This is a genomic window from Pseudohongiella nitratireducens (genome assembly GCF_001642735.1).
GTDB lineage: Bacteria > Pseudomonadota > Gammaproteobacteria > Pseudomonadales > Pseudohongiellaceae > Pseudohongiella > Pseudohongiella nitratireducens.
The window spans coordinates 69682-93153 of the sequence record NZ_LWHM01000013.1 but is presented as its reverse complement, the minus strand read 5'-3'; the positions used below and the strand labels follow the sequence as shown (position 1 = coordinate 93153).

Sequence of the window (23472 nt, the reverse complement as noted above, 5' to 3'; positions counted from 1 at the left end):
GGCTCTACATCATTAACGGGGGACACCGGCATTACATTAAACTGATTTTGCGACGATCACTTTAATGGAGAACACCGATGTCCCTCGCAGGCACAATTATAGGCATACCTGAGCTTCAGATTGAACGGATAGATCATCAGAAGAACCTCGAAGTGTGGGCCAGTCCCGCACGACGACCACTTTGCAAGCACTGTCAGCACCAGCATTTACACATCAAAGCCACCCATCAGCGCACCGTCAAACACACCCGGCTGGGCAATAAGGTAATGACCTTGCACCTGCGCGTACCCAAGTACCGCTGTCTCAAGTGTCACCGCTATTTTCGCCATCCTTTCCTGGGTATTCGACCCCGCTACCGCGCCTCTGAAGCCTTCCGACTGGAGGTCTTTGAAGCCCATGACGGCGGTATCACCCAGCGCAAACTCTCACTGACACATCGGATCAGCGCTGCCACCATCGAGCGCTGGTATCAGTATCGGGTTCGCATGAGAACTTCAGAGATGAGCGGACGCCCCTGTCCTCAGGTGCTGGGCATTGATGAGCATTTCTTTACCCGTAAAAAGGGCTACGCCACCACTCTCGTCGACCTGAACAACCGTAAGGTCTTTGATGTCAAACTGGGGCGCTCAGAATCGTCTCTACGCCGCTATTTACAAGGGGTTGAAGGCAAAGATCAGGTGCAGATCGTGGTCATGGATCTGTCAGAAACCTATCGCAGTATTGCCCGACGACACTTCCCCAATGCCAAGATTGTTGCCGACCGTTTCCATGTCGTGCGACTGATCAATCAGCACTTTTTGAAACTGTGGCAACAGCACCACCAGGAGGGCAGAAAAAACCGCGGGCTACTCAGTCTGATGCGCCGACATAAGTGGCATCTGAGCGATGAACAGCACGCAAAACTGATGGATTACCTGGCCGAGTTTCCTGTCCTGAAAGAGCTGTACCTGATCAAGCAAAGGCTGATGCGCTTTATCCTGCTCAAAACCCTCAGAGTCAAACGAATGAAGCAAAAACTGCCACAGTATCTGGCGCTGTTGGAACAACTGAAAGACAGTCCGCTGAAGGCATTGGCCAAGACATTAACCTCTTGGATGGAACCGATTGTCGCCATGTGGCGCTTTAGTAAAAGCAACGGTATTACCGAAGGGTTTCACAACAAGATGGAAATGATCTCAAGGAGAGCGTATGGTTTTAGAAACTTTGAAAACTATCGATTACGAGTGCTGGCCCACTGTGGGTGGGATGGCATTGTGAACAGGGTTTAATGAGTGCTATCCCCCGTTAATGGGGTAGAGCCAAATATTCGGACGAGGGCTTCTGGTTAGTAAGGGCTTCGGCTGAAGCCCGCACGAAATATGGCGCACCCGGCACGATTCGAACGTGCGACCACCTGATTCGTAGTCAGGTACTCTATCCAGCTGAGCTACGGGTGCGTTAAGAGGGGCGTATTATATAGAAATCTGCGTATTTTCAAAGTGTTTTTTGAAATTTTTTGCTTAAAAATAGTGCTTTCTCGGGGTTGACAGGGCCTGGATGGCGACCCTGTTGTCACGACTGCCACTGTCGGGACTGACATGCTAAACTGCTGGGTGGCCTGAGAAAGCGGCCTGAGTATAATAGTAAACGATAATAATCATCTTTTTTTGACGTTGTTTTAGCAGGTAACCCTATGAAAGCAGTATTTTCCGCGCTGGCGGCCCCTTCCCGCATACTGTCAATTGCTGTGTTGATGTCTCTGGCTGGCACAGCGACAGCGGAATATGAGCGTGGTCTCAGCCAGTACGAGCAGGGCAATTATGACCGCGCGTTAATGGAATTCCGAACAGATGCCAATATTGGCCATACCCAGGCCATGCGCAAGCTCGGCGAGATGTACATGGCAGGTGAAGGTGTCGAAAGCCCAGACCCCGTTCAGGCGGTTAAATGGCTGACTCTGGCCTATTTGCAAGGTGACAGCGAGTTGGTGTCTACACTGGAGAGCATTCGTCAGGACATCAGCGAATCACAACTGGTTGCTGGTGAGCAGGCAGCACTGGACTGGCTGGAAGATGCCATGCTGTCCGACTTCGGTCGTGATGACGTCAGCGAGCTGTATGAGTCATTCTAAAGTCTGGTTGGGCCTGGCATTCCTCATGCTGGAGGCAATGGCTTTCAGCGTTCCTGCACTGGCCCAGCAGCCTGTGGAGACGCCTCCACCAGCACAGAAGGTCCCTGAACCTGCCCCGGCGGCTACTGTCGACAACCAGACTGAGCAGATTCCGTCTGCGCCCGAAGCACCAAAGCGGATAACGCTGGAGAACCTTCGTCAGCGTGCTGAAAATGGTGAGGCTGGGGCGCAGTTTCAGCTTGCCCATCGATACCTCAATGGTGAAGGCGTAACCGCTGACAACTTTATTGCCCTGCAATGGTTCGCTCGTGCGGCTGAACAAGGTAACCCCAACGCCCAGTACAACATCGCAGTGATGTATCTCAACGGCATTGGTGTGATTCAGGATAATGCCGCGGCCGTCGACTGGTTTCGGCAAGCCGCCGATAATGGCGATGCCCAGGCTCAGTTCACGTTGGCAATCATCCTGTTCAATGGCCAGTATGATGTGCCTCAGAATGTACCCCAGGCTTATAAGTGGTTTACACTGGCCGGATCAGCTGGTATCCGCGAGGCGGCTGCCAATGCGGTGCTGATTCAGGAGATGATGCCACCTGAACAAGTGGAAATGATGCAGCAGGAAGCCCTGAAGTGGATTGAAAGCTACGAATCCCGACAAACCCATTCGAACTGAATACCGCATAAAATTCCAATTATGAGCCGCAACCTGTTTTCATTCCGCCCCCTCCTGCCCTGGACCCTCCTGTTAAGCCTGTTGCCAGCCCTGGCTTTCCCACAGTCTTCAGGAAACAGTGTGCAACTGGCCGACGAGAATACCGAGCTACCGGATTACAGCACCTATTATGAAGGTGTTGATGCCATGGACGCTGGGGATATGGATCGTGCCGTAGCAGCATTCAGGGAATCAGCAGAAAACGGGGTTGCCATTGCCCAGTACAACCTTGGCGTGCTTTACTTCTCAGGCCGCGGTGTGGAGCAGGATTATCAACAGGCATACCGATGGACACGGATGGCTGCAGAACAGGGCTTCGTTAACGCACAGGCTAACCTGGGAACGTTGTACTACAACAACCTTGGCGTCAGCGATGGCTGGTCAACTTTTTGGCCCATCTCATACTTTCTGCGTCCATCCCGGCTGAAAGAAGCTGCCAGGTGGTATCGTGCTGCGGCCGACCAGGATCATGGTCAGGCACAATATTTTCTCGCCACGCTGTATGAGTCGGGTGCCGGAGTAGAAAGGGATCTGGTAAAGGCTTATCAGTGGACGAAACTGGCGATTGATAATGAAGTGCCCGAGGCAGAGGCGTTACTAACGCAACTGGAAAGCACCATGACCCAGGCGCAACGAATGACAGCAGAGTCTGATTATGCAACCTGGGTGCTGGCAAATCGGGGCTAATCCGCTGCAGCACAACGATGATCTTGCATCACCCCTGTTTTCTGGCAGCAATCTCCCGAATCCGTGCCACCATGGCCTGTAAACCGCTACCGCGGGTCGGGCTGAGGTGACGCATCAGATCGACTTCCCCAAAATAACCTTCGATATCAAAATCCAGGATTTGTTTTGGTGTTTTGCCATTGTATGCAGCCATGACAATAGCCAGCAAACCTTTGACAATAAAGGCATCACTGTCGACTGAGAAATACAGGCGATCCCCCTCTTCCCGGCTCACCAGCCAGACCTGGCTCTGACAGCCCCGGATCAGATTCTCATCCTGGCGCGCCTCTTCGGGCAGCGGTTGCAGTTCCTTACCCAGATCAATGATGTACTTGTAGCGATCATCCCAGCTATCGAAAAAACCCAGTGTTTCAATAATATCTTCGCTGGTGATGTCTGTACCAAACTCTTTTGCCATGCTTTTTCCTGATCAATTCCTAATCTGACGCCTGATCTTGTTGAGTAGTGGGTGAAGTTCAGCTCATTGCAAGCCTCAGAAAAACATCCCGGTTTCCAGCTGCGCTTCTTCACTCATCATGTCCCGGTTCCAGGGCGGGTCAAACACCAGTTCGACCGCGACCTGTTTAACATTCGGGACCTTGCGGACGCGATATTCCACATCACCAACGAGCACTGGCCCCATGCCACAACCCGGTGCTGTCAGGGTCATATCAATACTGACTGTTGATGTTGCCTGATCGATGACAACCTTGTATATCAGTCCCAGATTAACCAGGTCGACGGGGATTTCAGGATCGTAGACAGTACCCAGCGCTTCCCAGACCTGCGACTCATCTATCTCGGGGCCAGTGGGCTCTGGAAAACTTAGTGTTTCTGGTTCCAACCCTAGCCTCGCCGCATCCGTACCATCCACACGCAGCATCTGTCCCTGATGGACTACCGTGTAATTACCGCCCAGAGCCTGGGTAATACTGACAAAGCTGTCCTTGGGGATTTCTACTGGCGTGCCATCTGGCACTCGGCGTGCAGGACAATTCTCCTGCGCCACAACCATCTGTCTTTGCATGGATACTCCAAATTCCAACCAGTCGCATCGCGACGGTATACAGCGGTAGCGCTATCAGACTACTGAGAAACTTTCGCCGCAACCACAATGGTCCTTGGCATTCGGGTTCAAAAAGCGCAACTGGCGATTCACGCCCTCGGTAACCAGATCAATTTCTGTCCCATTGACCACACCCAGACTGCCTTTATCAATCAAGAGCAGCACATCATCATTAAGTGCCTGCTCAACATCATTGGCTTCCGCCTGCTTAACCAGGTCTACGACATACATAAACCCGGTGCAGCCACTTTCTTTGACACTAAGACGAACCGCGGTTGCCTCGCCATCTTGTGTGAGCTGACGCTTAAAATGCGCGATAGCAGCTGGCGTTACGGAAACGGCTGCAGCAGCCGGATTAAAAGACTCAACTGTCATATGCCACCCCCTGCAATATCCTTGATAATCATGAATTAACTTAGCAGTTTTCGCGCACTGGCCAGTGCCGAAAACAACCGATCGATTTCTTCGTGCGTATTATAAAAGCTGAAACTGGCTCTGACCGTGCCACTGATCTTGTACTGCTCCATAATAGGCTGCGCGCAATGATGCCCTGTTCTGACGGCAACACCCTGCTGGTCCAGCAACATACCCAGATCAGAAGAATGAATCCCAGCCACGACAAAGCCCAGAATCGCAGTTTTCACCGGAGAGCGACCAATGACTGTGACTCCATCCAAAGACTCCGCACGTTCAGTCGCTACGGCTAACAGCGATTGTTCATGCTGCTCTGCAGCCGGGCGATCCAGTGCATTGAGATAATCAATGGCTGCTGAGAGGCCAATCACACCGGCAATGTCTGGCGTGCCAGCTTCAAACTTAAAGGGCAGCTGATTATAGGTCGTGCCGGCAAAACTGACCGTTTCAATCATCTCGCCACCGCCCTGATAAGGCGGCATGGCTTCCAGCAAGGCTTCTTTGCCATACAGCACACCGATCCCCGTAGGTCCGAACAGCTTGTGGCCGGAGAACACATAAAAATCACAACCCAGCGATTGCACATCCAGTGGCCAGTGAGCGATAGCCTGGGCACCATCAATTAATGTCTTGGCACCAACTGCCTGGCTGGCCTGAATGATTTCCTTCACTGGGTTGACGCTGCCCAGGGCATTGGAAACATGATTCACGGCTACCAGCGCGACATTCTCATCAAGCATGTCGTGAAACGCGTCCAGGTTAAGCACGCCTGCCTCGTCGACAGGTATCACTTCCACCGTCACGCCCTGCCGTTCGGCCAGCATTTGCCAGGGCACAATGTTGGAATGATGCTCCATCGCAGAAACCAGTACTCTGGCACCTGCTTTCAACTGACCACCAAAACTGTTGGCGACCAGGTTGATCCCTTCTGTGGTGCCGCGGGTCCAGATAATTTCCCGGGTCGATGCGGCGTTGATAAACTGCGCAACGTTCTTCCTGGCATGCTCAAAATGTGCAGTAGCACGGTCACTTATCGTATGTGCGCCACGATGTACATTACTGTTGTCATGCAGATAGTAATGGCTGATAGCATCGATCACCTGCCTGGGCTTCTGGGTCGTTGCCGCATTATCCAGGTAAACCAGTGGATGACCATTAACCTGCTGCGCCAGTATGGGAAAGTCTTCGCGCACTTTGACAACATCAAAAGCCATCTCAGGCAGACTCCCCGATCAATTTTTCTGCCGCACTCTTGCGCGCTTCATCGATAAAACGAGCACGCAACCGAACCTGTAAAGATTCCAGCAGCGGCTGGTAAGGCAACTGTGACAAGACTTCGTTGACGAAACCATAACTGAGCAACATGCGCGCTTCAGCTGCTTCAATACCACGACTCTGCAAATAGTACAGCGCGGTTTCATCCAGTTGACTCACCGTCGCGCCGTGTGCACATTTCACATCATCGGCATAGATTTCCAGCTCAGGCTTGGTATCCACTTCCGCACCGTTCGAAGTCAGCAAATTACGATTGTGCAACTCAGCCAGCGTTTTTTGTGCATCCTGATGAATATGGATACGGCCATTAAACACGGCTTTGGCCTTATCGCCGACAATGCCACGGATCACTTCCAGGCTGTTGCAATGCGGCTCGCGGTGTTCGATACAAGTGTGGTAGTCAATCAATTGTTTGTTACGGGCCAGATAGGCACCGTGCATGATCAACTCGGCACCCGGGCCATTATGGCTGATCTGATAGTCAATACGTTTCAGTCGACCACCTTCCCCCAGCGCAAAACATTTGGCTACACTGTCACGTGACAGCGCCAGGTGTACGCCACCAATATGGGTATGCGCTTCGTCTTCCAGGTTCAGGCGTGTGTGATGCAGCTGTGCGTTCTGACCAACGTGGATTTCTGTGATGCCGTTAGTCAGGCTGCTAACATCGTCATCATTACTGGCCACAGATTCGCTCAGATAGTGCTCGATCACATTGGCCTGGCTGTTATCTTCCAGCCACACCAGCAGGCGTTGATGCGCCAGCGTTGCATTCGCCGCCTCTGAGGTTGACACATACACCAGGTACAACGGCTTATTCAGCGATGCACCACGTGGCAGGTGTAACAAAACACCATCATGCAGCCAGGCATCATTCAGATAAGAAAAGAGGTTACGCGCAGACTCGGTCTGAGTCGCAACGACCGTGCCCAGTTTTTCATTAATAAAAGCCTTCTGCTCAGCATTGGCCTCACTGAAACGACAGGCAAACTCAGGCAGGTCCCCGGAAAGGTCTGCCTGGAACACGCCATCGACAAATACCAGTCGATAACTGTCGACAGCCTTCACTGCCTCAGGTAATTCGATGGCTTTAGCCTGCTCTGCAAAGCTGGCCTCGGTCAGCTCCTGCAATGAGCGCAAACTGGTATATTTCCAGGCTTCCGTCTTTCTGCCAGGCCAGGCAGTCGCAGCAAAACGTTCCGCAGCAATAGCACGACGCTCGGCAAAAGCGGCATTGGCCTGCTGGCTGTCAGCGACAGAGAGGGCGTGCTGCTGAAATTCATTCGCAGCCATGTTACGCCACCTCGCCTTCCAGCCAACCGTAGCCTTTGGCTTCCAGCTCGCGCGCCAGTTCTTTATCTCCCGACTTCACAATACGACCATTGGCCAGTACGTGGACGTAATCTGGAATAATGTAATCCAGCAGGCGCTGGTAATGTGTCACCACAATAAAACTGCGCTCGCTATCACGCATGGCATTAACGCCATCTGCGACCACTTGCAGAGCATCAATATCCAGGCCGGAATCCGTTTCATCCAACACACAAAGGCTGGGCTCCAGCATCATCATCTGCAGGATTTCATTGCGTTTTTTCTCACCACCGGAGAACCCTTCATTGACGCCACGTTTGAGGAAAGCCGCATCCAGGCTCACCTTTTTGCTGGCCTCACGTGCCAGTTTCATGAAATCAAAGGAAGACAGTTCTTCCTGCTTCATATGCGAACGGCGTGCATCAACCGCCGCCTTGAGAAATTCCATATTGCTCACACCAGGAATCTCTACCGGGTACTGAAAGGCCAGGAACAAACCCGCACGGGCACGTTCTTCGATATCCAGGGCCAGCATATCTTCACCGTTAAACAGCACTTCACCCGATATAACTTCATAACCTTCACGCCCGGTCAGCACATTACCCAGGGTACTTTTACCGGCACCGTTGGGGCCCATGATGGCGTGAACCTCACCTGGTTTGATATCCAGGCTCAGACCGTTGAGGATTTGTTTGCCTTCAACGCTGGCAACCAGCTCGCGTATCTGCAGCATAATTGTCTTCCAATCAATAAACGAAAATTCTGTTAACTTTTATCTTACCGAAACCGAATCTTGCTGAATCCGTACCGTTTACCCGGCACCCACTCGCAAGTGAGCCGGGTCCTGGTTCACGACCCCTGTCGGGACATTCTTCAGGAAACAGGACAGATGCGTCAGCCCACCGAGCCTTCAAGGCTGACTTCCAGCAACTTGCCAGCTTCCACGGCAAATTCCATCGGCAGCTCTTTGAACACCTCACGGCAGAAACCATTCACAATCATGGACACGGCTTTCTCGGCATCAAGCCCACGTTGCTGGCACAGGAACATCTGATCATCACTGACCTTGGAGGTCGTCGCCTCGTGCTCAATCACCGCCGACGCGTTCCGGTTTTCAATATACGGGAATGTGTGAGCGCCACAGCGATCACCAATCAGCAATGAATCACACTGGGTGAAATTCCGCGCACCTTCAGCTGCCGGATTGATTCGCACCAGGCCACGATAGGCACTGTCACTGCGGCCGGCTGAAATACCCTTGGCAATAATCGTAGAGCGTGTATTCTTGCCCAGGTGAATCATTTTGGTGCCGGTATCAGCCTGCTGGAAATTATTGGTCAGCGCCACCGAGTAAAACTCGCCCACACTGTTATCACCTTTCAAAATACAGCTGGGGTATTTCCAGGTTACCGCCGAGCCGGTTTCTACCTGGGTCCAGGATATGCTGGCATTATCATGAGCAATGCCACGTTTGGTAACGAAGTTATAAATACCGCCCTTGCCTTCCTTGTCGCCGGGATACCAGTTCTGGACTGTCGAATATTTGATTCGCGCACCATCCAGTGCCACCAGCTCAACTACAGCCGCGTGCAGCTGATTCTCATCGCGCATTGGGGCCGTGCAACCTTCGAGGTAACTGACGTGCGATCCCTCATCAGCGACGATAAGTGTGCGTTCAAACTGTCCGGTGTTTAACTCATTAATCCGGAAATAGGTTGAAAGCTCCATGGGGCAACGAACGCCTTTGGGAATGTAGACAAAGGAACCGTCAGAAAATACTGCTGAGTTCAGCGCAGCATAGAAATTGTCTTTCTGGGGAACAACCGAGCCGAGGTATTTTTGTACCAGCTCTGGATACTCACGAATTGCTTCGCTGATCGGGCAGAAAATAACGCCAGCTTCTTTCAGCTTCTCGCGAAACGTGGTCACCACAGAAACAGAATCAAACACCGCGTCAACCGCAACACCCGCCAAGGCTTCCTGTTCATGCAGAGGAATGCCCAGTTTCTCATAGGTTTCCAGCAGCTCAGGATCGACTTCGTCCAGGCTTTTAGGGCGATCTTTCATGCTCTTGGGTGTGCTGTAATACGAAATCGACTTAAAATCGATTTCCGGATAATGCACATGCGCCCACGTTGGCTCGTCCATTTCTTTCCAGGCACGGTACGCTTTGAGACGCCATTCGAGCATCCATTCAGGCTCTTCCTTGGCCGCAGAAATAAACCGGACGACATCTTCATCCAGGCCAGGGGGCAAGGTATCGGACTCAATAGCCGAATGAAACCCTGCCGCGTAATCTTGGCGGATCAGGCTTTCGACTTGTTCACTCATGCGTGCGTAGCCTCTCTTGTAACGCTGTATGAAGCCGGGTTGCTGTCGTTAAGCATTGACAACCCGGCAAAATAGCTAAGAAATGCCGGGATCAACCCGGACTGAATCAGAAGGTAAATTATCGAATATCCGAGTGAAACAGTCAACTATTCCGCTCGACCCGCAGAAAGCCGCTTCCCCTTCAGTTTCACGGGTTGACAGGCTCAAGCACTTTCAGGTGCCTGAATCACATAACAGGGATGATATTGCTCACGCTGCAGCTTCATGCGCCCGGCTGACACAAACCCCTGTAATAACTTATCAATGGCCTGCATCAACGCCGGTTCCCCTTGCAATGCAAACGGGCCATGCTCACGCACCAGACGAACACCGTGATCCTTGACGTTGCCGGCCACGATACCACTGAAGACACGTCGCAGGTTCACCGCCAGTTCCGCTGCGGGTAAATCAAAGCTCAAGTTCAACGCCGCCATACTTTCATGGGTGACTTCAAAAGGCACCCGCATTTCAGAAGGGATACTCAAGGACCAGTTAAAATAGAAGGCGTCACGATTGGATCGGCGTTGCACACCGACATCTGCTACCCCCTCCTGCATCAGGCGTGCTACCTGCACCGGATCATCTTCAACAATGGTGTAATACTCCCTGACGCCCTCTCCCAATGTATCAACCAGGAAGCGGTCGATTTGCCGAAAGTATCCCTGGCTACTGGCGGGCTCTGTGAATATCAAGGGCATGCGCAACGCTTTATTTTCAGGCGACATCAGCGTACCCAGCAAAAACAGAATTTCCTCCAGTGTCCCGACACCTCCGGGAAAAACGATAATACCGTGACCAAAACGGACAAAAGCTTCCAGCCGTTTCTCGATATCCGGTAGCACCACCAGATGGTTAACGATCGGATTGGGTGATTCCGCAGCGACAATGCCCGGTTCAGTAATACCGACGTAGCGTCCTTTGGTATTACGCTGCTTGGCATGACCGACCGCTGCACCTTTCATCGGCCCTTTCATGGCACCTGGACCACATCCGGTGCAGATATCCATGTCACGCAAGCCCAGATGATAGCCAACCGACTTGCTGTAATCATATTCTTCCCGGGAAATCGCATGACCACCCCAGCACACCACCATGCTGGGCGGCTTGCGTGGCAGCATCAGGCCGGCATTGCGTAAAATATGAAATACCAGGTTACTTGTCTGCTCATCGCCCTGATGCCAGGTAGCCTGGTCAAAGTGACCGGTCCAGCCGGTCTGATCCTGCTCACCGAGGCGGTACAGTTCACTGGCCACAAACACAATGTCTCGCAATACCGCAAACAGATGATCTCGCACCCCGCGCATGATTTTGCCATCAACAAAGGCGCAGGCCGGCGCATTTTTCAATTCCAGTTTAATCCCGCGAGTACGCTGAACGATTTCAATATCAAAATCGGCAAACTGCCGGTAGACCTCTTCGGCACTGTCAGACAGCCCATCACAGTTCAGCACCGCCAGCGCGCAGCGGCGAAAGAGCTCGTACAACTCCCCCTTGGCTGTTTCCCGCAGCTGGACAATTTCCTGCTGGGAGAGCAACTCCAGACTGCCGCTGGGAGCAACAGAAGCCAGCGGAATGGTAGTCGCACCGGTTTGTCCGTCACCAGAGCGACACTGGGTTGCAGAGGTTTCTGGTATTGTCATAACGCATCCTTAGAGTTCTTACCGAAATTATTGCTATTACCGCAATTTACCTTCATGCCAGGGTGTGAATCCATTAAACTAGTCAATTAGCAGGCAATGCCCATTATAACGCAGTCTGATTGACTGGCAGGAGACAGCAGTTTGAACGATACAACCACAAATGACGCCCCTTTCTCTGATGATGATCAGGAAAACCATCAGCGCTTCCTTGCGGAAGTCAAGCAATCGGGTCTGGTCTGGGGACTGGCTAACGAAGATGGCTGGGCTGTCTGCCCCTCTATCGAATACGAAGAGACTGACGTCTTCCCCTTCTGGTCACAAGAACATTACGCACAGGCTCTGTGTGTGGAAGAGTGGTCTGTTTATCAGGCAAAGTCCATCAGCGTCGAAGACTTCCTGATCGAGTGGCTACCCGGTATGCATGAAGACGACGCCCTGGTTGGCACCAACTGGGATGCAGAACTCAGTGGCATGGAAGTTGAGCCTGCCGATCTGGCCAAATCTCTTAGCGACGAATAAACAGGTTAATTCTGGTTTCATCTCGGTGCACACTGCATTAAAAGTGCGCACCACATTGTTCCCGGCACCCCCTTAAGACCACCCCGATCACCGCCACACCCTTGATATAACTCACTTTTAAAAAGTTGGCATCGCTTTTGCTTTATCTTAACCAGACAGCGAGTCAGGATCGACTCTAAGCGCAAACCCGGACTGCTTCGCTGTCTACCCAAGCCAACTAACTGAATTGAAATATCGAGGTATGATCATGAAATCTTCTATCCTAGCCAAACTGCCTGAAGCCGCTGCGATCCTTTGTGTTGCATCAGGTGTCATGATGGCCAGCAGTGCCAGCGCCGACTCTCTTGAGTACTACAGCAGCAAATCATTACGTGCTATTACAGCACCTGCTCCAGAGTATCCTCAGCACGCTGAAATGAGCGGTATCGAAGGTTATACACTGGTAGAGTTCACAGTAAACCCTGACGGTTCTGTTGCCGAGCCAGCGATTCGTGAAAGCTCAGCTTACCTGTTTGGCCGCGCCGCTGTTGATGCCCTGGAAAACTGGAAGTTCGAGCCTGTGTTTGCCGGTGGTGAAAACGCGGTACCAGTCCGTTCAGTCATGCGCTTCAGCTTTGTTGGCCAGGAGTAATACCCTAACTCCGAACCAAACACTCCGCCTGCCACTTTAGACCCGTAAGTGATAGTGCGAAGAACGGTCACAAGCCGTTGAACAGATATAAAAACAATGACACACGGGATCAATATGAAAAACAATGAAAGCAATATTTCAACCTAAGCCGGACTCGCAACGGGTCCGGCTTTGCTTTAGCTGATACACAGCCAAACTGTTTGAAATCCCGCCACTGCTCAATAGAACCACTACTTAATGGAACCAATGTTTGGTTCGATTGACAAAAGCCACCAAAGACAGCATCACAGGCACCTCCACCAACACCCCCACTACCGTCGCCAGGGCTGCACCTGACTGCAGGCCAAATAAAGAGATTGCTACCGCCACAGCCAGCTCAAAAAAGTTCGAGGTACCAATCAGACATGCGGGTGCGGCAACGTCCTGTGGCAGTTTCATCCACCTTGCACTGAAGTAACCCAACACAAAAATACCATAAGTCTGAATCAGCAACGGAATCGCGATCAATACAATCACCAGTGGTTGCGACAAAATGGTAGGAGATTGCAGACCAAACAAAACGACGACTGTTGCCAGCAACCCCACGATGGACCAGGGTTTCATGGTGTCAAGAAACGTCGTCAGCTTCTCTTCTCCACCTTCACGGTTGAGCAATGCTCTGGTTGCCACACCTGCCAACAACGGTACCAGAACATACAGAATAACGGAGATCAGCAGTGTCCCCCATGGCACCGTGATATCACTGACACCTAACAGGAAACCGGCTATCGGTGCAAAAGCAAAAATCATGATGACATCATTGATCGACACCTGCACCAACGTGTAATTGGCATCCCCTTTGGTTAACTGGCTCCAGACAAACACCATAGCCGTACAGGGAGCCACGCCTAACAGAATCATGCCCGCGATGTACTCATTGGCTGACTGGGGATCAACCCAGTCGGCAAAAATAACGCGGAAAAATAACCAGCCCAGCGCGGCCATGGAGAACGGCTTAATCAGCCAGTTAATTATCAGGGTCAACCAGATACCCTGGGGACGCTTACCCACATCCTTGATTGAAGAAAAGTCCACCTGCACCATCATCGGGTAGATCATTAACCAGATCAGAACGGCAATCACAAGATTAACGTGGGCATACTCCATCGCAGCAACCATCTCAAACATCGCAGGTGATACCTGACCCAGTATGATACCGGCAACAATTCCCATTCCGACCCAGACACTTAAATAACGCTCAAAGAAACCCATGATATCTCCTCTTATACAGTCCGAATCTAGATCGACCGCTGATTAACACGCTGACTAAGTTGCTCAGCACTTTCTACACGCTCAGAATAGCGATCAACCAGGTAGTCTTTATGCTGTCGCAGTAACAGGGTGAATTTGAACAGCTCCTCAACCACATCCACAATCCGGTTGTAATACGGCGATGGCTTCATTCGGCCATTGTCCTCAAACTCGAGAAATGCTTTGGCCACTGATGACTGGTTAGGAATAGTGAACATACGCATCCAACGCCCCAATATGCGCATCTGATTGACTGCGTTAAACGACTGCGATCCACCACTGACTTCCATTACCGCCAGCGTTTTCCCCTGCGTTGGTCTGACACCTCCCAGGTTTAGTGGCACCCAGTCAATCTGGCTTTTCAAAATACCCGTCATGGCGCCGTGCCTCTCAGGTGAACACCAGACCTGCCCCTCTGACCACATCATCAGCTCTCTGAGCTCGGCAACCTTGGGATGCTTGGCATCGCCACTATCTGGCTGGGGAAGCCCTTCGGGATTGAATATCCGTGCCTCAGCACCCATGGCTGTCAGCAAACGTGCCGATTCTTCTACGACCAGACGGCTATAGGAGCGCTCACGAATAGAGCCATAAAGCAAAAGGATACGAGGCTTGTGTGCAATTTCCTGTGGCGAAAAATCACTCGCCCGCGGTTGCCGAAACTGCGGCTCTTCAACATTAGGCAGCTCAGCATTCAGTGATTTGACCTCCTGACTCATCCTCTTGCTCCTATCGATTCCATGGCTCGTTGCAATGCATCACCCTTTACACCGAGCTCAGCAACACGCTGCAGAGCACGAATGCGCTCTTCCACCGTCATGATCGTAAAAGCAAAGGCTTTTTCAATCTCCTGCGGTGAACCTTCCAGTTTGGACGGATCGGCAAGCCCCCAATGTACTTTGACACCCTGACCAAACCAGACCGGACAGGCTTCGCTGGCAGCATTGTCACAGACGGTAATGATTAAGTCCGGCGCAAAACCTTCATGGACATCCCAACTTTGGCTCACCAGACCTTCCACGCTGTACCCGGATCGCTGGAGTGCTGTCAGTGTGCTGGGGTGAACTTCACCTGCTGGTTCACTGCCCGCACTCCTGGCCTCAACTCTGGACTCTCCCGGAACTCCCTCCACCTGATTGGCAATCGCTTCACAGAGAATGCTGCGACACCGATTATGAGTGCAGATAAACAATACTTTCATGATTGACCCCGGTTTTTTTCCTCAGATATTCCCAAAAACATTGCTCGCTATAGGGTGATTAGCAGCAAGCAGCACTTTGAACGGAAGCATTTAATCGTTTCAGCGATAAGGCGATGTAATCTGCATTGGCTTGATTGGTCTCCCACAACACCTGCATCACCCAGTCAGGCATGTCCGGATGAATGCGGTAATACACCCAGCGTCCTCTGCGCTCATCCATCACAATGCCGCACTTTCTCAACTCGGCGAGGTGGCGGGATATTTTGGGCTGATCCAGCTCCAGCGCGGCCATCAGGTCACAAACACAAGCTTCCCGGACACTGACCAACAACAGCAAAGATTTCAGTCGGGTGTCGTCAGCAAGACATTTATAAAATTTTAGAGGAGACATATTTAATACATGTGTTTTTTCATATATGTGGATTTTCATATATATGAAAGCGAAAGACAAGCCAAAACAGAAACCGAAAAGACATACCAGGCCGCCAGCCTATAACTCAGCGGCCTGATTGGTAAATTCCACAAGCTTGTTTAGGACTCAAGCTCCTGGCGAGGGCCGAAGAACTCAAAATGCACCTGTGACCCAGGCACCCCCCACTTCAGCAACTCGTGATATATCGACACCATAAAAGGCTTGGGGCCACAGAAGTAATAGTCAGCGTGTCGGTTGGGGATCAGAGATTCAACCAGCTCAGCAGAGACCAGGCCGGCAGAGGCATTCTTATGCGTGAGCACTTCATTTTCACTCAAATCGCTGTAACAGTAATGAACCGACAGATTATCATGTGATTCTGCTAATTCATCCAGGTCATCTCGGAAAGCCTGAACATTCGGATTTAGGCAACCGTGCACGAGCACGACCTGCCGACCAGGAGTGGCTTCCAAAGCCGTTTCCAGAATACTTATAATGGGGGTAATACCAACACCCGCTGCCAGCAGCACCAGAGGGCGTTCATGTTTGTCCTTTGGGTTTAAGTAGAACTCACCACAAGGTGGCGCGACTTCAATCTCATCATCGACAGACAGTGAGTCATGTAACAGGTTAGACACATACCCCTTCCCCTCAGGTCCAGTCTCACGTTTAACGCTGATACGGAAATGCCCGGCCCCCGGTTTGTTTGACAGGCTGTAATTCCTCATCGTGGTACTGCCATCCGGCGTTGGTAACCGTACTGTAATGTACTGGCCCGGCAAATAGACCGGCAAGTCTGTCCCATCACTATTTTGCAGGTAAAAAGATGTAATCAGTTCACTCTCTTTGACTTTGTCCACAACACTGAGTTTGCGAAAACCTGTCCAGCCATCAGCTTTCTTAGCATGACTGGCATAAATTTGCGTCTCTCTACCCTGCAATATATCCGCTAGGAACTGATATGCCTCTGCCCAGGCAGCAATGATCTCATCCGTCGCAGCCTCTCCCAGCACTTCTTTGATGGAAGCGAGCAAATTATCGCCGACTATCGGATAGTGCTCGGGTTTAATCTGCAAAGAAGCATGTTTCTGTGCGATCAGCTCAACAGCTCCGCCCAGCGCCTCGAGATTATCAATATTGGCGGCATAGGCTGCAATTGCACCGGCCAAGGCACGCTGCTGGCTGCCCTCACTCTGGTTGCTGTGGTTAAAGAAAGGCTTAACCTCCGGGTTTACCCTGAACATCCGTTCGTAGAAATGCCGGGTCAGTGTTTCACCGTGCTCCTGTAAAACCGGAGCGGTAGATTTAACGATAGCAACTGTTTGATCTGATAACATTTTTCTTCCCTTCACAACAATTAAACCTGATTCACAACCGCTGTTACACCGAGTTTGAACCATTAATTTAGCCTGACGGCCTTTTAATATGTATTTCACTTACATATTAATAAACTGTTATATTGAATATATATTTGGAAGTCAAGTTATAGAGAGAGAAAAACAGCAATGCAGCTCACGCGATTCACGGACTATTCATTACGCGTACTGATGTATCTGGCGATTCATCATGAGCGACGTTGCACCGTCAAGGAAATTGCTGGGTTTTATGGTGTATCGCAGAATCACCTGGTGAAAGTGGTGCACAATCTGGCTCAACTCGGCTACATAGAGAGCAGTAAGGGAAAAGGTGGCGGGATCAGGTTACTCAAAGCCCCAGAACAAATGAATCTCAAGGACCTGGTACTCGAACTGGAACCCTCATTGACTCTGGTCGAATGCTTTGACGATACCACCAATACTTGCCGCATTGCTGGTAACTGCGGGCTAAAAGGCATTCTTCAGCAGGCGATGAATGCCATGATCAATCACCTGGGCGATTATACTGTGGCTGATACTCTGCCTGATTTCCCCGGGGTCTCCAGCCCAGGTAAGAATGAATCGGTATCAACAGTAGTCCCTATCATCATTTCCAACACAATGACTGATCAGAACAAAAAAAAGCGCTAACGACACACTTTATCCATTAGCGCTTTTTAGCAAGGTTAAAACAAGCAAGCATGCATGATCAGAACCCTGGTAGCCATTCCACAGACATCCAGAACTGACGCCCCCATGGCGTTGACAGCCTCGATTCAAAGCCACCAGAAATCGGCAACTGCTGAGGCCTTTCGTTGAAGATGTTGTTAACACCGACACTGACGGTGAACTCACTGTTCAGGTAGTCATCAAGGATGATGGCGTAGCGCACATCAGTTCTCGCTTCACCTTCTATGGTATCTGGCGCCGTCCAGCCATCCCCGTATCGGTCAATGGCGACGGCATCAAATTCCACATTATCCCAGTAATTCACCGCAATGGATGCACTTTGATTGTCACGGAACCAGTTCACTCGCAAATTGGCTTTATATTGAGGCAACGGCGGCACGATACCCGTATCAGCGTTCTGTAATCCCAGTGCTGGCTGACGCCCACCAAACAGACCTTCATACTCGTATGTTTCATAGTAGGTCGACTGCAACGTGGCCGCAAAAGTACCCCAATCATTCGTGTTTAATGTGTATCGCGCTTTCACATCAAACAAATCCACCCAAACCGATGAAATGTTGGTGTCCTGGCGATAGACAAACTGCACATTGCCATCTTCATCACGAACAACAGGCGCACTAGGGTTTTGTGAGTACTGGCGTAACCAGGCATCTGCCTGTTGCCGTGTTGCAGAGCCCGGCGTGGGATCATAACTGCCTGCAGAAACGCCGGTTTCAGCAACAAACTGCTGAAATTGGAACGCAACGGTGTCTTCTTCAGTCAAAGAGCGAATTCGATCCGTGTATTCAATTTCCTGGTAGTCCATTGACAGGCTCAATCCATCCAGTTGGCCGCTTGGCTCCCAGGTAAACCCGAAATTGCGTATCTCAGATGTTTCAGGACCTAGCGCTGGATTACCAGAACTACATTGTGCCCCGCCAGTCAGTTGCTGCCCCGTAAATGGATCTTGGCCATCGAAGATCTCCCCACAGTTTTCACCTTGCACAAAAGGACGTGCCTGAGATGGCGTTGGTGCCAGGAAACTTTCTCCCCAAGATGCGCGAACAGCCAAAGAAGGCAGTGCTTCCCAGCGTAGTGCAACTTTCGGGGTGGTTGTTTCTAGTCCAAAGTCGGTAAACTCTTCATGACGGCCAGCCACCTGTAAATCCACTGTTTCTAGCAACGGTATCTGAAATTCTGCAAAAATGGCGCGGGTTTCAGAGAAAAAACGTTCATCTTTCGGAAGCGGTGCACCAATAACGGTATTGTAGTCCCAGCCAGCAGCATCAAAAGGATTGGCATAGTTGTTCTCTTCAAGGTCACGCCACTGATAGCCCAGCGCCATTTGAACAGTACCCGCCCAAAGATCAACTACATCACCAGTGGCCACCGTTTCAAAGATATCCAGATAGTCTCTGGAAGTGACGAAGTTCGCATCGCGCTCAAAGATCCAGTTGGTTAGTTCTTCACTGTTTCCCAACGCCGGATCGAAATTAGGGTGTCTGGGGTCTGAAGTTCCAAAGGGATTCCAGTACTCATTCCCGTTAGGTCCACCCTGCCCTTCCAAGGCTAGCTGTAGTTTACCCAAATGCACTGAGTAAGAATCACTCATGCTCTTCATTTCCTGCTTGGAATAATAGGTATAGCCCACCCAGGAATCACTGATGTCATATTCAGCGCCGACTTTCAAACGGTTAACACTGGTATGAAACTCATATTCCCGCGCGCCATCACCGGGGTCCAGGTGCTGTGGTAAATGAGTATAGGAATGCGCTATTGGGCGCCATGTATATGGCGACACATCAAACCCCCAGGGATTCGCCGGATGATCAGCCCGGACAATCAATGCTGCCCGGTTATTGCCGTTAACGGCAGTTGTCGATGTGGTTCGCAGACTGGAGACACGGTAGGCATTGTTCAATGTAGCATTGAAACGTAGCCAGTCCGAGGCTTCCCAGGTCAGCGTGTTATAGGCATTATAGTCAGTGCTCTCGGCGGAATAAGCAAACATACTGGTGTATTCAAATCGGCAGAAACTGCCAACAGGCACCCCGGATGGAGTTGGAAATTTCCCCTGACCGTGTCCAGGGTATCCATCATTGAAAGTGCCACAAGCAGGGTCGACAAGTAGCGAACCCTCCAGCGTGCCTCCATGAGATTGGTACAAATTAATATTAGGATCAGCGCCTACATTCTGCCGCCAGGTGCCTGGACTCCCTGAAACCGAAGACCCGTCGTCCATCATCCATTCCCGCGGCCGTTCGTACTGCATTAGCGGCGTCTTGGTTCTGGCCTCAAACGCACCGACATAACTGACATCGTTATCAAAGGACTTGCCCCACATGGCTGACAGGTTCATATCTTCCATGGCACCATCCTGGGTGCGTTGGTAGAAGGTTCGAGTTCGGAACCCTTCAAATTCCTTCATGGGAATAATATTCACCACACCAGCAACCGCATCAGAACCATACAGTGCGGAGCCACCGTCCAAAACCAGTTCCAATCGCTCAATCGCAATTTCGGGGACGGATGTTGAAACAGACGCGGCAATAGTTCGGATACCATCAACCAGAGTCAGGGTTGAGTTTTCACCAAGGCCTCGCAAGTTAAAGCTGGCTCCAACTGAATCCTGTGAACCATCCTGTGTGGCGAGAACATTAGATACCACATCGGTATTTTGTGTGTATGTCATATCACGAATGTAATTCGACATACTGGGGGCGCCAGACTCAAACAAGTCTGACTGGCTGACAGTATCGACGGGTGAATTTTGCGCGAACGCGCTATTACGAATGAAAGAGCCAGTTACCACGACTTCTTCAATATCTTCTGACTCGGTTGTTTCTTGTTGTGCATGAACAGCTAAAGGCAGGATTGCTAAACAGGCATTTAGTTGAACCAGACGGCGTAGCAGACCTCGTTTCGTCAGACGTAAACGATCCATGACCACTCTCCTCTTCTCAGGTGTATCCAGTTAAATATTTATTATTTTGCATCAGTACTGCATACGCTGATGCATCTGATGAACTGGTACTTCCTGCGGCTCAAACCTCGGAGTCGCTCCAATAGTTTTCGACGTCCGATTGTGCGGACGCAAAAACAGTCTAATGAAAAGCGATTGATTTACAAATACTTTTTATCGTTCGAGCGTTCTATTATTGATACCATTCATTTTTGAAACTACTCAACCTTATGAAAACTCAACTCGTCCCTATGAAATGTGATTCAGTTGGCAAGTCAGAACTTTTCATCATGCTGAACCAGCGGTCGACGGTCTTCCTGTCAGCAAAAACTGACGCCCGCAAGGGCCAACAGTCACCACTAGAGTTACAACTTCTTACCCAAAAGGATTCGCACTTTTTTGGTGCGCCGAATCGGGGTTATTGTTTCTTATCCATTATCACGCACCTTATGGGTGCCAAATAACAGTAATGGCGACAATTCGCACAATTTATTGCTGGCATGCATATTGCTCGGATATTACTGATCAATAGTTAACTAGCCATACACTACATTGGAACGTTTATGTATCTCGCACTGCTTGTCCCGACGCTTTTTTTCTCTTCCTCCAGTTTCGCCGCCGAGGCTGGTACTGAGCTCACACTCAACCTGGATTTAATCTGGTTAAGTATTTGTACCGGGTTGGTATTGTTCATGCAGGCAGGTTTTACTTTATTTGAGACCGGGCTGACTCGAGCCAAAAACACCATTAATGTGGCTCTGAAAAATATTTGCGACCTCGCAGCATCGGCCCTGGTATTCACCTTGGTCGGTTATGGGCTGATGTTCGGCGACTCCATGGGTGGATTCTGGGGTAGCAGTGCCTTCCTGATGGATGGCGTAACCGAACCAATGGACCTGGCCGTATTTGTATTCCAACTGGTATTTGCCGGAACAGCAGCCACCATCGTTTCGGGCGCAGTCGCTGAACGCATGCATTTTAACGGCTACTTGATCCTGGCAATTGCCATGGTTGCCCTGATATACCCGGTTGCCGGTCACTGGATCTGGAATGGTGATGGCTGGTTGGCACAACGGGGATTCATCGACTTTGCTGGCTCGACTGTAGTTCATAGTGTCGGCGGCTGGGTCGCGCTGGCAGCTGCGATCAGTCTTGGTGCCCGTCTTGGCCGTTTCGATGAAGAGGGTAATCCGATCGAGATCCCAGGTCACTCTCTGGTCATGGCAACGGCAGGTGTCTTTATCCTCTGGTTTGGCTGGATCGGTTTTAATGCTGGCTCTACGCTTGAGGCATCCAGCGCTATCCCTGGGATCATCGTCAACACGGTACTGTCCGCCTCAGCAGGTGGCGTTGCCTGCATGCTGATCAGTGCCTTCCACAATGGCTGTGTCCAGCCTGAAAAGATGCTTAACGGTGTGATTGCCGGCCTGGTCGGCATCACCGCTGGCTGTGCGGTAGTCGAGCCTGCAGGCGCCATCTTTATCGGGTTTTCCAGTGGTATTGTTGTGTACTACAGTGAAAAAATTCTGTTGCTGTGCCGTGTCGATGACCCGGTGGGTGCCGCTGCTGCACACGGTTTTGCAGGTGCCTGGGGCACCCTTATTCTCGCCTTTGCCGCTCCGGTTGCCAATCTAAGCGCAGAATCCGGGATGGCACAATTTGGTGTCCAGCTCCTCGGTGTATCTGCTGTTGCGGTGTGGAGCCTGGGGTGTGGGTTTCTGCTGTGCCTGTTACTGAAATCACTGAACATGCTTCGGGTTGACCCGGACGATGAAGATAAAGGCCTCAATGTTGCTGAACATGGAGCCAAGACCGTCTGGCTGGACACACTTAGCACAATGAATGCCATCATCGAAACGGGTGACCTGACCAAGCGTGCGCCTGAAGAGATTGGGACTGAAGCTGGCGAAACTGCCCAGATGTTCAACCGGCTGCTGGATGCTTTCCAGTCCTCATTGCGTGAATTAAGCCATGCCAGCCTGAGGCTCAAAAGCGATGCCACTGTCCTGAAAGGCAATGCCCAGACAGTCAGCGAATCGTCAACACTTGGTATGGCCAACAGCGAAAGTCTGCGGCAGTCTGTGCTTGAGATTGCAGGCGCCATTCGTGAAATTGCTCGACGAGCGGATGAAACAGCATCCGCAGCCACTCAGGTAAGTAGCAATGTCGGTGAGAGCGAGGCCGATCTGTCCAGAGCACTAGCCGAAATTGAGCAGCTCGCTCAAAAGGTGGAGGAAGTAGCCAGTGTCGTCCAGCATTTCGACCAGCACGCCGAGAGTATCAGCCTGGCTGTCGATGCCATCCAGAGCATTGGCGAGCGGACCAACCTGCTAGCATTGAATGCCGCTATCGAAGCGGCTCGTGCCGGAGAGCATGGCCGCGGGTTTGCAGTTGTCGCCCAGGAAGTGCGCGACCTGTCCAGTCAGGCTCAGGTTTCGGCAGGTGAAATATCAAAAGTCGTTGCAATACTGCAACATGATGCCTCCAAAGCCAGCCTGGCAATGAATCAAAACCTCGACCTGGCCCGGCAAAGTGCCAAGCGTGCGGGTGATACCAGACAGTCACTCGGTGAGATCACTGAAGCTGTCAGCGTGATCAATAAGATGAACGCTGAGGTAGCCGTATCCATTCAACAGCAAACACAGGCGACCAATGATGCATCAGATGACGTAGAAGCGCTTTCATCATTGGTTAAGGGGCTCAATAGTCGCGCCGATGAAGCAGGCAAAAGCAGCCAGGATGTCAGTGAAATGGCAGCACGACTGGCGAACCTGACCACGCGATATCAGGTGTAATGTCGATATCCACA

Annotated in this window: 22 protein-coding genes and 1 tRNA gene; 8 read left to right on the top strand and 15 right to left on the bottom strand. The window is 51.2% G+C overall.

All coding sequences use genetic code 11. The features are described 5' to 3' along the window. Positions 1-77 precede the first annotated feature (77 nt). Positions 78-1268, top strand: coding sequence for an ISL3 family transposase (locus tag PSCS_RS05290; RefSeq protein ID WP_068809987.1), 1191 nt, complete (start codon positions 78-80; stop codon positions 1266-1268). A gap of 91 nt (positions 1269-1359) precedes the next feature. Here the strand turns inward: PSCS_RS05290 and PSCS_RS05285 are convergent. Further along, a tRNA-Arg gene (locus PSCS_RS05285) sits at positions 1360-1436 on the bottom strand. Between the two features lie 236 nt (positions 1437-1672). Here PSCS_RS05285 and PSCS_RS05280 point away from each other — a divergent pair. The 3 genes from PSCS_RS05280 to PSCS_RS05270 are packed head-to-tail and all read left to right on the top strand — an operon-like array spanning position 1673 to position 3509. Then, positions 1673-2110: an SEL1-like repeat protein gene (locus tag PSCS_RS05280; protein WP_068810743.1), complete on the top strand. Its 438-nt coding sequence runs from the start codon at positions 1673-1675 to the stop codon at positions 2108-2110. Then, a complete protein-coding gene (locus tag PSCS_RS05275) occupies positions 2097-2783 on the top strand; it encodes a tetratricopeptide repeat protein (protein WP_068810742.1) in 687 nt (228 codons plus the stop codon). The genes PSCS_RS05280 and PSCS_RS05275 overlap by 14 nt, the downstream gene beginning before the upstream one ends. A gap of 21 nt (positions 2784-2804) precedes the next feature. After that, on the top strand, positions 2805-3509 hold the full coding sequence (locus PSCS_RS05270) for a tetratricopeptide repeat protein (protein ID WP_068810741.1): 705 nt from the start codon (positions 2805-2807) through the stop codon (positions 3507-3509). Positions 3510-3537: 28 nt separating this feature from the next. Here PSCS_RS05270 and PSCS_RS05265 read toward each other — a convergent pair whose 3' ends face one another. From PSCS_RS05265 to ppnN, 8 genes are all read right to left on the bottom strand, one after another. Continuing rightward, entirely contained in the window at positions 3538-3966 is a 429-nt protein-coding gene (locus PSCS_RS05265; protein WP_068810740.1) for a SufE family protein, read from the bottom strand. A gap of 75 nt (positions 3967-4041) precedes the next feature. Beyond that, complete coding sequence (sufT, locus tag PSCS_RS05260) at positions 4042-4575, bottom strand: putative Fe-S cluster assembly protein SufT (RefSeq protein ID WP_188619161.1); 534 nt, start codon at positions 4573-4575, stop codon at positions 4042-4044. Between the two features lie 54 nt (positions 4576-4629). After that, complete coding sequence (locus PSCS_RS05255) at positions 4630-4989, bottom strand: HesB/IscA family protein (RefSeq protein ID WP_068810739.1); 360 nt, start codon at positions 4987-4989, stop codon at positions 4630-4632. 35 nt (positions 4990-5024) lie between these two features. Beyond that, on the bottom strand, positions 5025-6242 hold the full coding sequence (locus tag PSCS_RS05250) for an aminotransferase class V-fold PLP-dependent enzyme (protein WP_068810738.1): 1218 nt from the start codon (positions 6240-6242) through the stop codon (positions 5025-5027). Between the two features lies 1 nt (position 6243). Then, complete coding sequence (sufD, locus tag PSCS_RS05245; RefSeq protein ID WP_068810737.1) at positions 6244-7596, bottom strand: Fe-S cluster assembly protein SufD; 1353 nt, start codon at positions 7594-7596, stop codon at positions 6244-6246. Position 7597: 1 nt separating this feature from the next. Further along, positions 7598-8347, bottom strand: a complete 750-nt coding sequence (sufC, locus tag PSCS_RS05240) for a Fe-S cluster assembly ATPase SufC (RefSeq protein ID WP_068810736.1) — start codon at positions 8345-8347, stop codon at positions 7598-7600. A gap of 161 nt (positions 8348-8508) precedes the next feature. Continuing rightward, complete coding sequence (sufB, locus tag PSCS_RS05235; protein ID WP_068810735.1) at positions 8509-9945, bottom strand: Fe-S cluster assembly protein SufB; 1437 nt, start codon at positions 9943-9945, stop codon at positions 8509-8511. 203 nt (positions 9946-10148) lie between these two features. After that, positions 10149-11624, bottom strand: coding sequence for a nucleotide 5'-monophosphate nucleosidase PpnN (gene ppnN / locus PSCS_RS05230; RefSeq protein ID WP_082866724.1), 1476 nt, complete (start codon positions 11622-11624; stop codon positions 10149-10151). A gap of 141 nt (positions 11625-11765) precedes the next feature. Between ppnN and PSCS_RS05225 the strand changes: the two genes are divergently transcribed. Continuing rightward, positions 11766-12143 (top strand): DUF2750 domain-containing protein, encoded by a 378-nt coding sequence (locus PSCS_RS05225; RefSeq protein WP_068810734.1) that lies wholly within the window; start codon positions 11766-11768, stop codon positions 12141-12143. 247 nt (positions 12144-12390) lie between these two features. Next, positions 12391-12774, top strand: coding sequence for an energy transducer TonB (locus tag PSCS_RS05220; protein WP_068893810.1), 384 nt, complete (start codon positions 12391-12393; stop codon positions 12772-12774). A gap of 234 nt (positions 12775-13008) precedes the next feature. Here PSCS_RS05220 and arsB read toward each other — a convergent pair whose 3' ends face one another. The 5 genes from arsB to hmpA all read right to left on the bottom strand — a co-directional run bounded on the left by arsB (position 13009) and on the right by hmpA (position 17014). Continuing rightward, positions 13009-14025: an ACR3 family arsenite efflux transporter gene (arsB, locus tag PSCS_RS05215; RefSeq protein WP_068810732.1), complete on the bottom strand. Its 1017-nt coding sequence runs from the start codon at positions 14023-14025 to the stop codon at positions 13009-13011. A 26-nt stretch (positions 14026-14051) separates the two neighbouring features. Continuing rightward, positions 14052-14783 carry an arsenical resistance protein ArsH gene (arsH, locus tag PSCS_RS05210; RefSeq protein WP_068810731.1) on the bottom strand — a complete coding sequence of 244 codons (732 nt, stop codon included), beginning with the start codon at positions 14781-14783 and terminating at the stop codon, positions 14052-14054. Further along, positions 14780-15265, bottom strand: a complete 486-nt coding sequence (locus PSCS_RS05205; protein ID WP_068810730.1) for an arsenate reductase ArsC — start codon at positions 15263-15265, stop codon at positions 14780-14782. Before PSCS_RS05205 ends, arsH begins: the two co-directional genes overlap by 4 nt. A gap of 58 nt (positions 15266-15323) precedes the next feature. Beyond that, complete coding sequence (locus PSCS_RS05200; protein ID WP_068810729.1) at positions 15324-15656, bottom strand: metalloregulator ArsR/SmtB family transcription factor; 333 nt, start codon at positions 15654-15656, stop codon at positions 15324-15326. Positions 15657-15796: 140 nt separating this feature from the next. Beyond that, positions 15797-17014: an NO-inducible flavohemoprotein gene (gene hmpA, locus PSCS_RS05195; protein ID WP_068810728.1), complete on the bottom strand. Its 1218-nt coding sequence runs from the start codon at positions 17012-17014 to the stop codon at positions 15797-15799. 168 nt (positions 17015-17182) lie between these two features. On the opposite strand from hmpA, the gene PSCS_RS05190 reads away from it, so the two are divergent. Further along, positions 17183-17683: an RrF2 family transcriptional regulator gene (locus PSCS_RS05190; RefSeq protein WP_068810727.1), complete on the top strand. Its 501-nt coding sequence runs from the start codon at positions 17183-17185 to the stop codon at positions 17681-17683. A gap of 58 nt (positions 17684-17741) precedes the next feature. Here the strand turns inward: PSCS_RS05190 and PSCS_RS05185 are convergent, their stop codons facing one another. Further along, positions 17742-20645 (bottom strand): TonB-dependent receptor plug domain-containing protein, encoded by a 2904-nt coding sequence (locus PSCS_RS05185; RefSeq protein WP_068810726.1) that lies wholly within the window; start codon positions 20643-20645, stop codon positions 17742-17744. Positions 20646-21226: 581 nt separating this feature from the next. Between PSCS_RS05185 and amt the strand changes: the two genes are divergently transcribed. Further along, a complete protein-coding gene (gene amt / locus PSCS_RS05180; protein WP_082866725.1) occupies positions 21227-23458 on the top strand; it encodes an ammonium transporter in 2232 nt (743 codons plus the stop codon). Positions 23459-23472: the final 14 nt, after the last annotated feature.

Coding starts and splice junctions, on each gene's coding strand:
- PSCS_RS05290 (WP_068809987.1), top strand. CDS start 78: ATGTCCCTCGCAGGCACAATTATAGGCATACCTGAGCTTCAGATTGAA.
- PSCS_RS05280 (WP_068810743.1), top strand. CDS start 1,673: ATGAAAGCAGTATTTTCCGCGCTGGCGGCCCCTTCCCGCATACTGTCA.
- PSCS_RS05275 (WP_068810742.1), top strand. CDS start 2,097: ATGAGTCATTCTAAAGTCTGGTTGGGCCTGGCATTCCTCATGCTGGAG.
- PSCS_RS05270 (WP_068810741.1), top strand. CDS start 2,805: ATGAGCCGCAACCTGTTTTCATTCCGCCCCCTCCTGCCCTGGACCCTC.
- PSCS_RS05265 (WP_068810740.1), bottom strand. CDS start 3,966: ATGGCAAAAGAGTTTGGTACAGACATCACCAGCGAAGATATTATTGAA.
- sufT (WP_188619161.1), bottom strand. CDS start 4,575: ATGCAAAGACAGATGGTTGTGGCGCAGGAGAATTGTCCTGCACGCCGA.
- PSCS_RS05255 (WP_068810739.1), bottom strand. CDS start 4,989: ATGACAGTTGAGTCTTTTAATCCGGCTGCTGCAGCCGTTTCCGTAACG.
- PSCS_RS05250 (WP_068810738.1), bottom strand. CDS start 6,242: ATGGCTTTTGATGTTGTCAAAGTGCGCGAAGACTTTCCCATACTGGCG.
- sufD (WP_068810737.1), bottom strand. CDS start 7,596: ATGGCTGCGAATGAATTTCAGCAGCACGCCCTCTCTGTCGCTGACAGC.
- sufC (WP_068810736.1), bottom strand. CDS start 8,347: ATGCTGCAGATACGCGAGCTGGTTGCCAGCGTTGAAGGCAAACAAATC.
- sufB (WP_068810735.1), bottom strand. CDS start 9,945: ATGAGTGAACAAGTCGAAAGCCTGATCCGCCAAGATTACGCGGCAGGG.
- ppnN (WP_082866724.1), bottom strand. CDS start 11,624: ATGACAATACCAGAAACCTCTGCAACCCAGTGTCGCTCTGGTGACGGA.
- PSCS_RS05220 (WP_068893810.1), top strand. CDS start 12,391: ATGAAATCTTCTATCCTAGCCAAACTGCCTGAAGCCGCTGCGATCCTT.
- arsB (WP_068810732.1), bottom strand. CDS start 14,025: ATGGGTTTCTTTGAGCGTTATTTAAGTGTCTGGGTCGGAATGGGAATT.
- arsH (WP_068810731.1), bottom strand. CDS start 14,783: ATGAGTCAGGAGGTCAAATCACTGAATGCTGAGCTGCCTAATGTTGAA.
- PSCS_RS05205 (WP_068810730.1), bottom strand. CDS start 15,265: ATGAAAGTATTGTTTATCTGCACTCATAATCGGTGTCGCAGCATTCTC.
- PSCS_RS05200 (WP_068810729.1), bottom strand. CDS start 15,656: ATGTCTCCTCTAAAATTTTATAAATGTCTTGCTGACGACACCCGACTG.
- hmpA (WP_068810728.1), bottom strand. CDS start 17,014: ATGTTATCAGATCAAACAGTTGCTATCGTTAAATCTACCGCTCCGGTT.
- PSCS_RS05190 (WP_068810727.1), top strand. CDS start 17,183: ATGCAGCTCACGCGATTCACGGACTATTCATTACGCGTACTGATGTAT.
- PSCS_RS05185 (WP_068810726.1), bottom strand. CDS start 20,645: ATGGATCGTTTACGTCTGACGAAACGAGGTCTGCTACGCCGTCTGGTT.
- amt (WP_082866725.1), top strand. CDS start 21,227: ATGTATCTCGCACTGCTTGTCCCGACGCTTTTTTTCTCTTCCTCCAGT.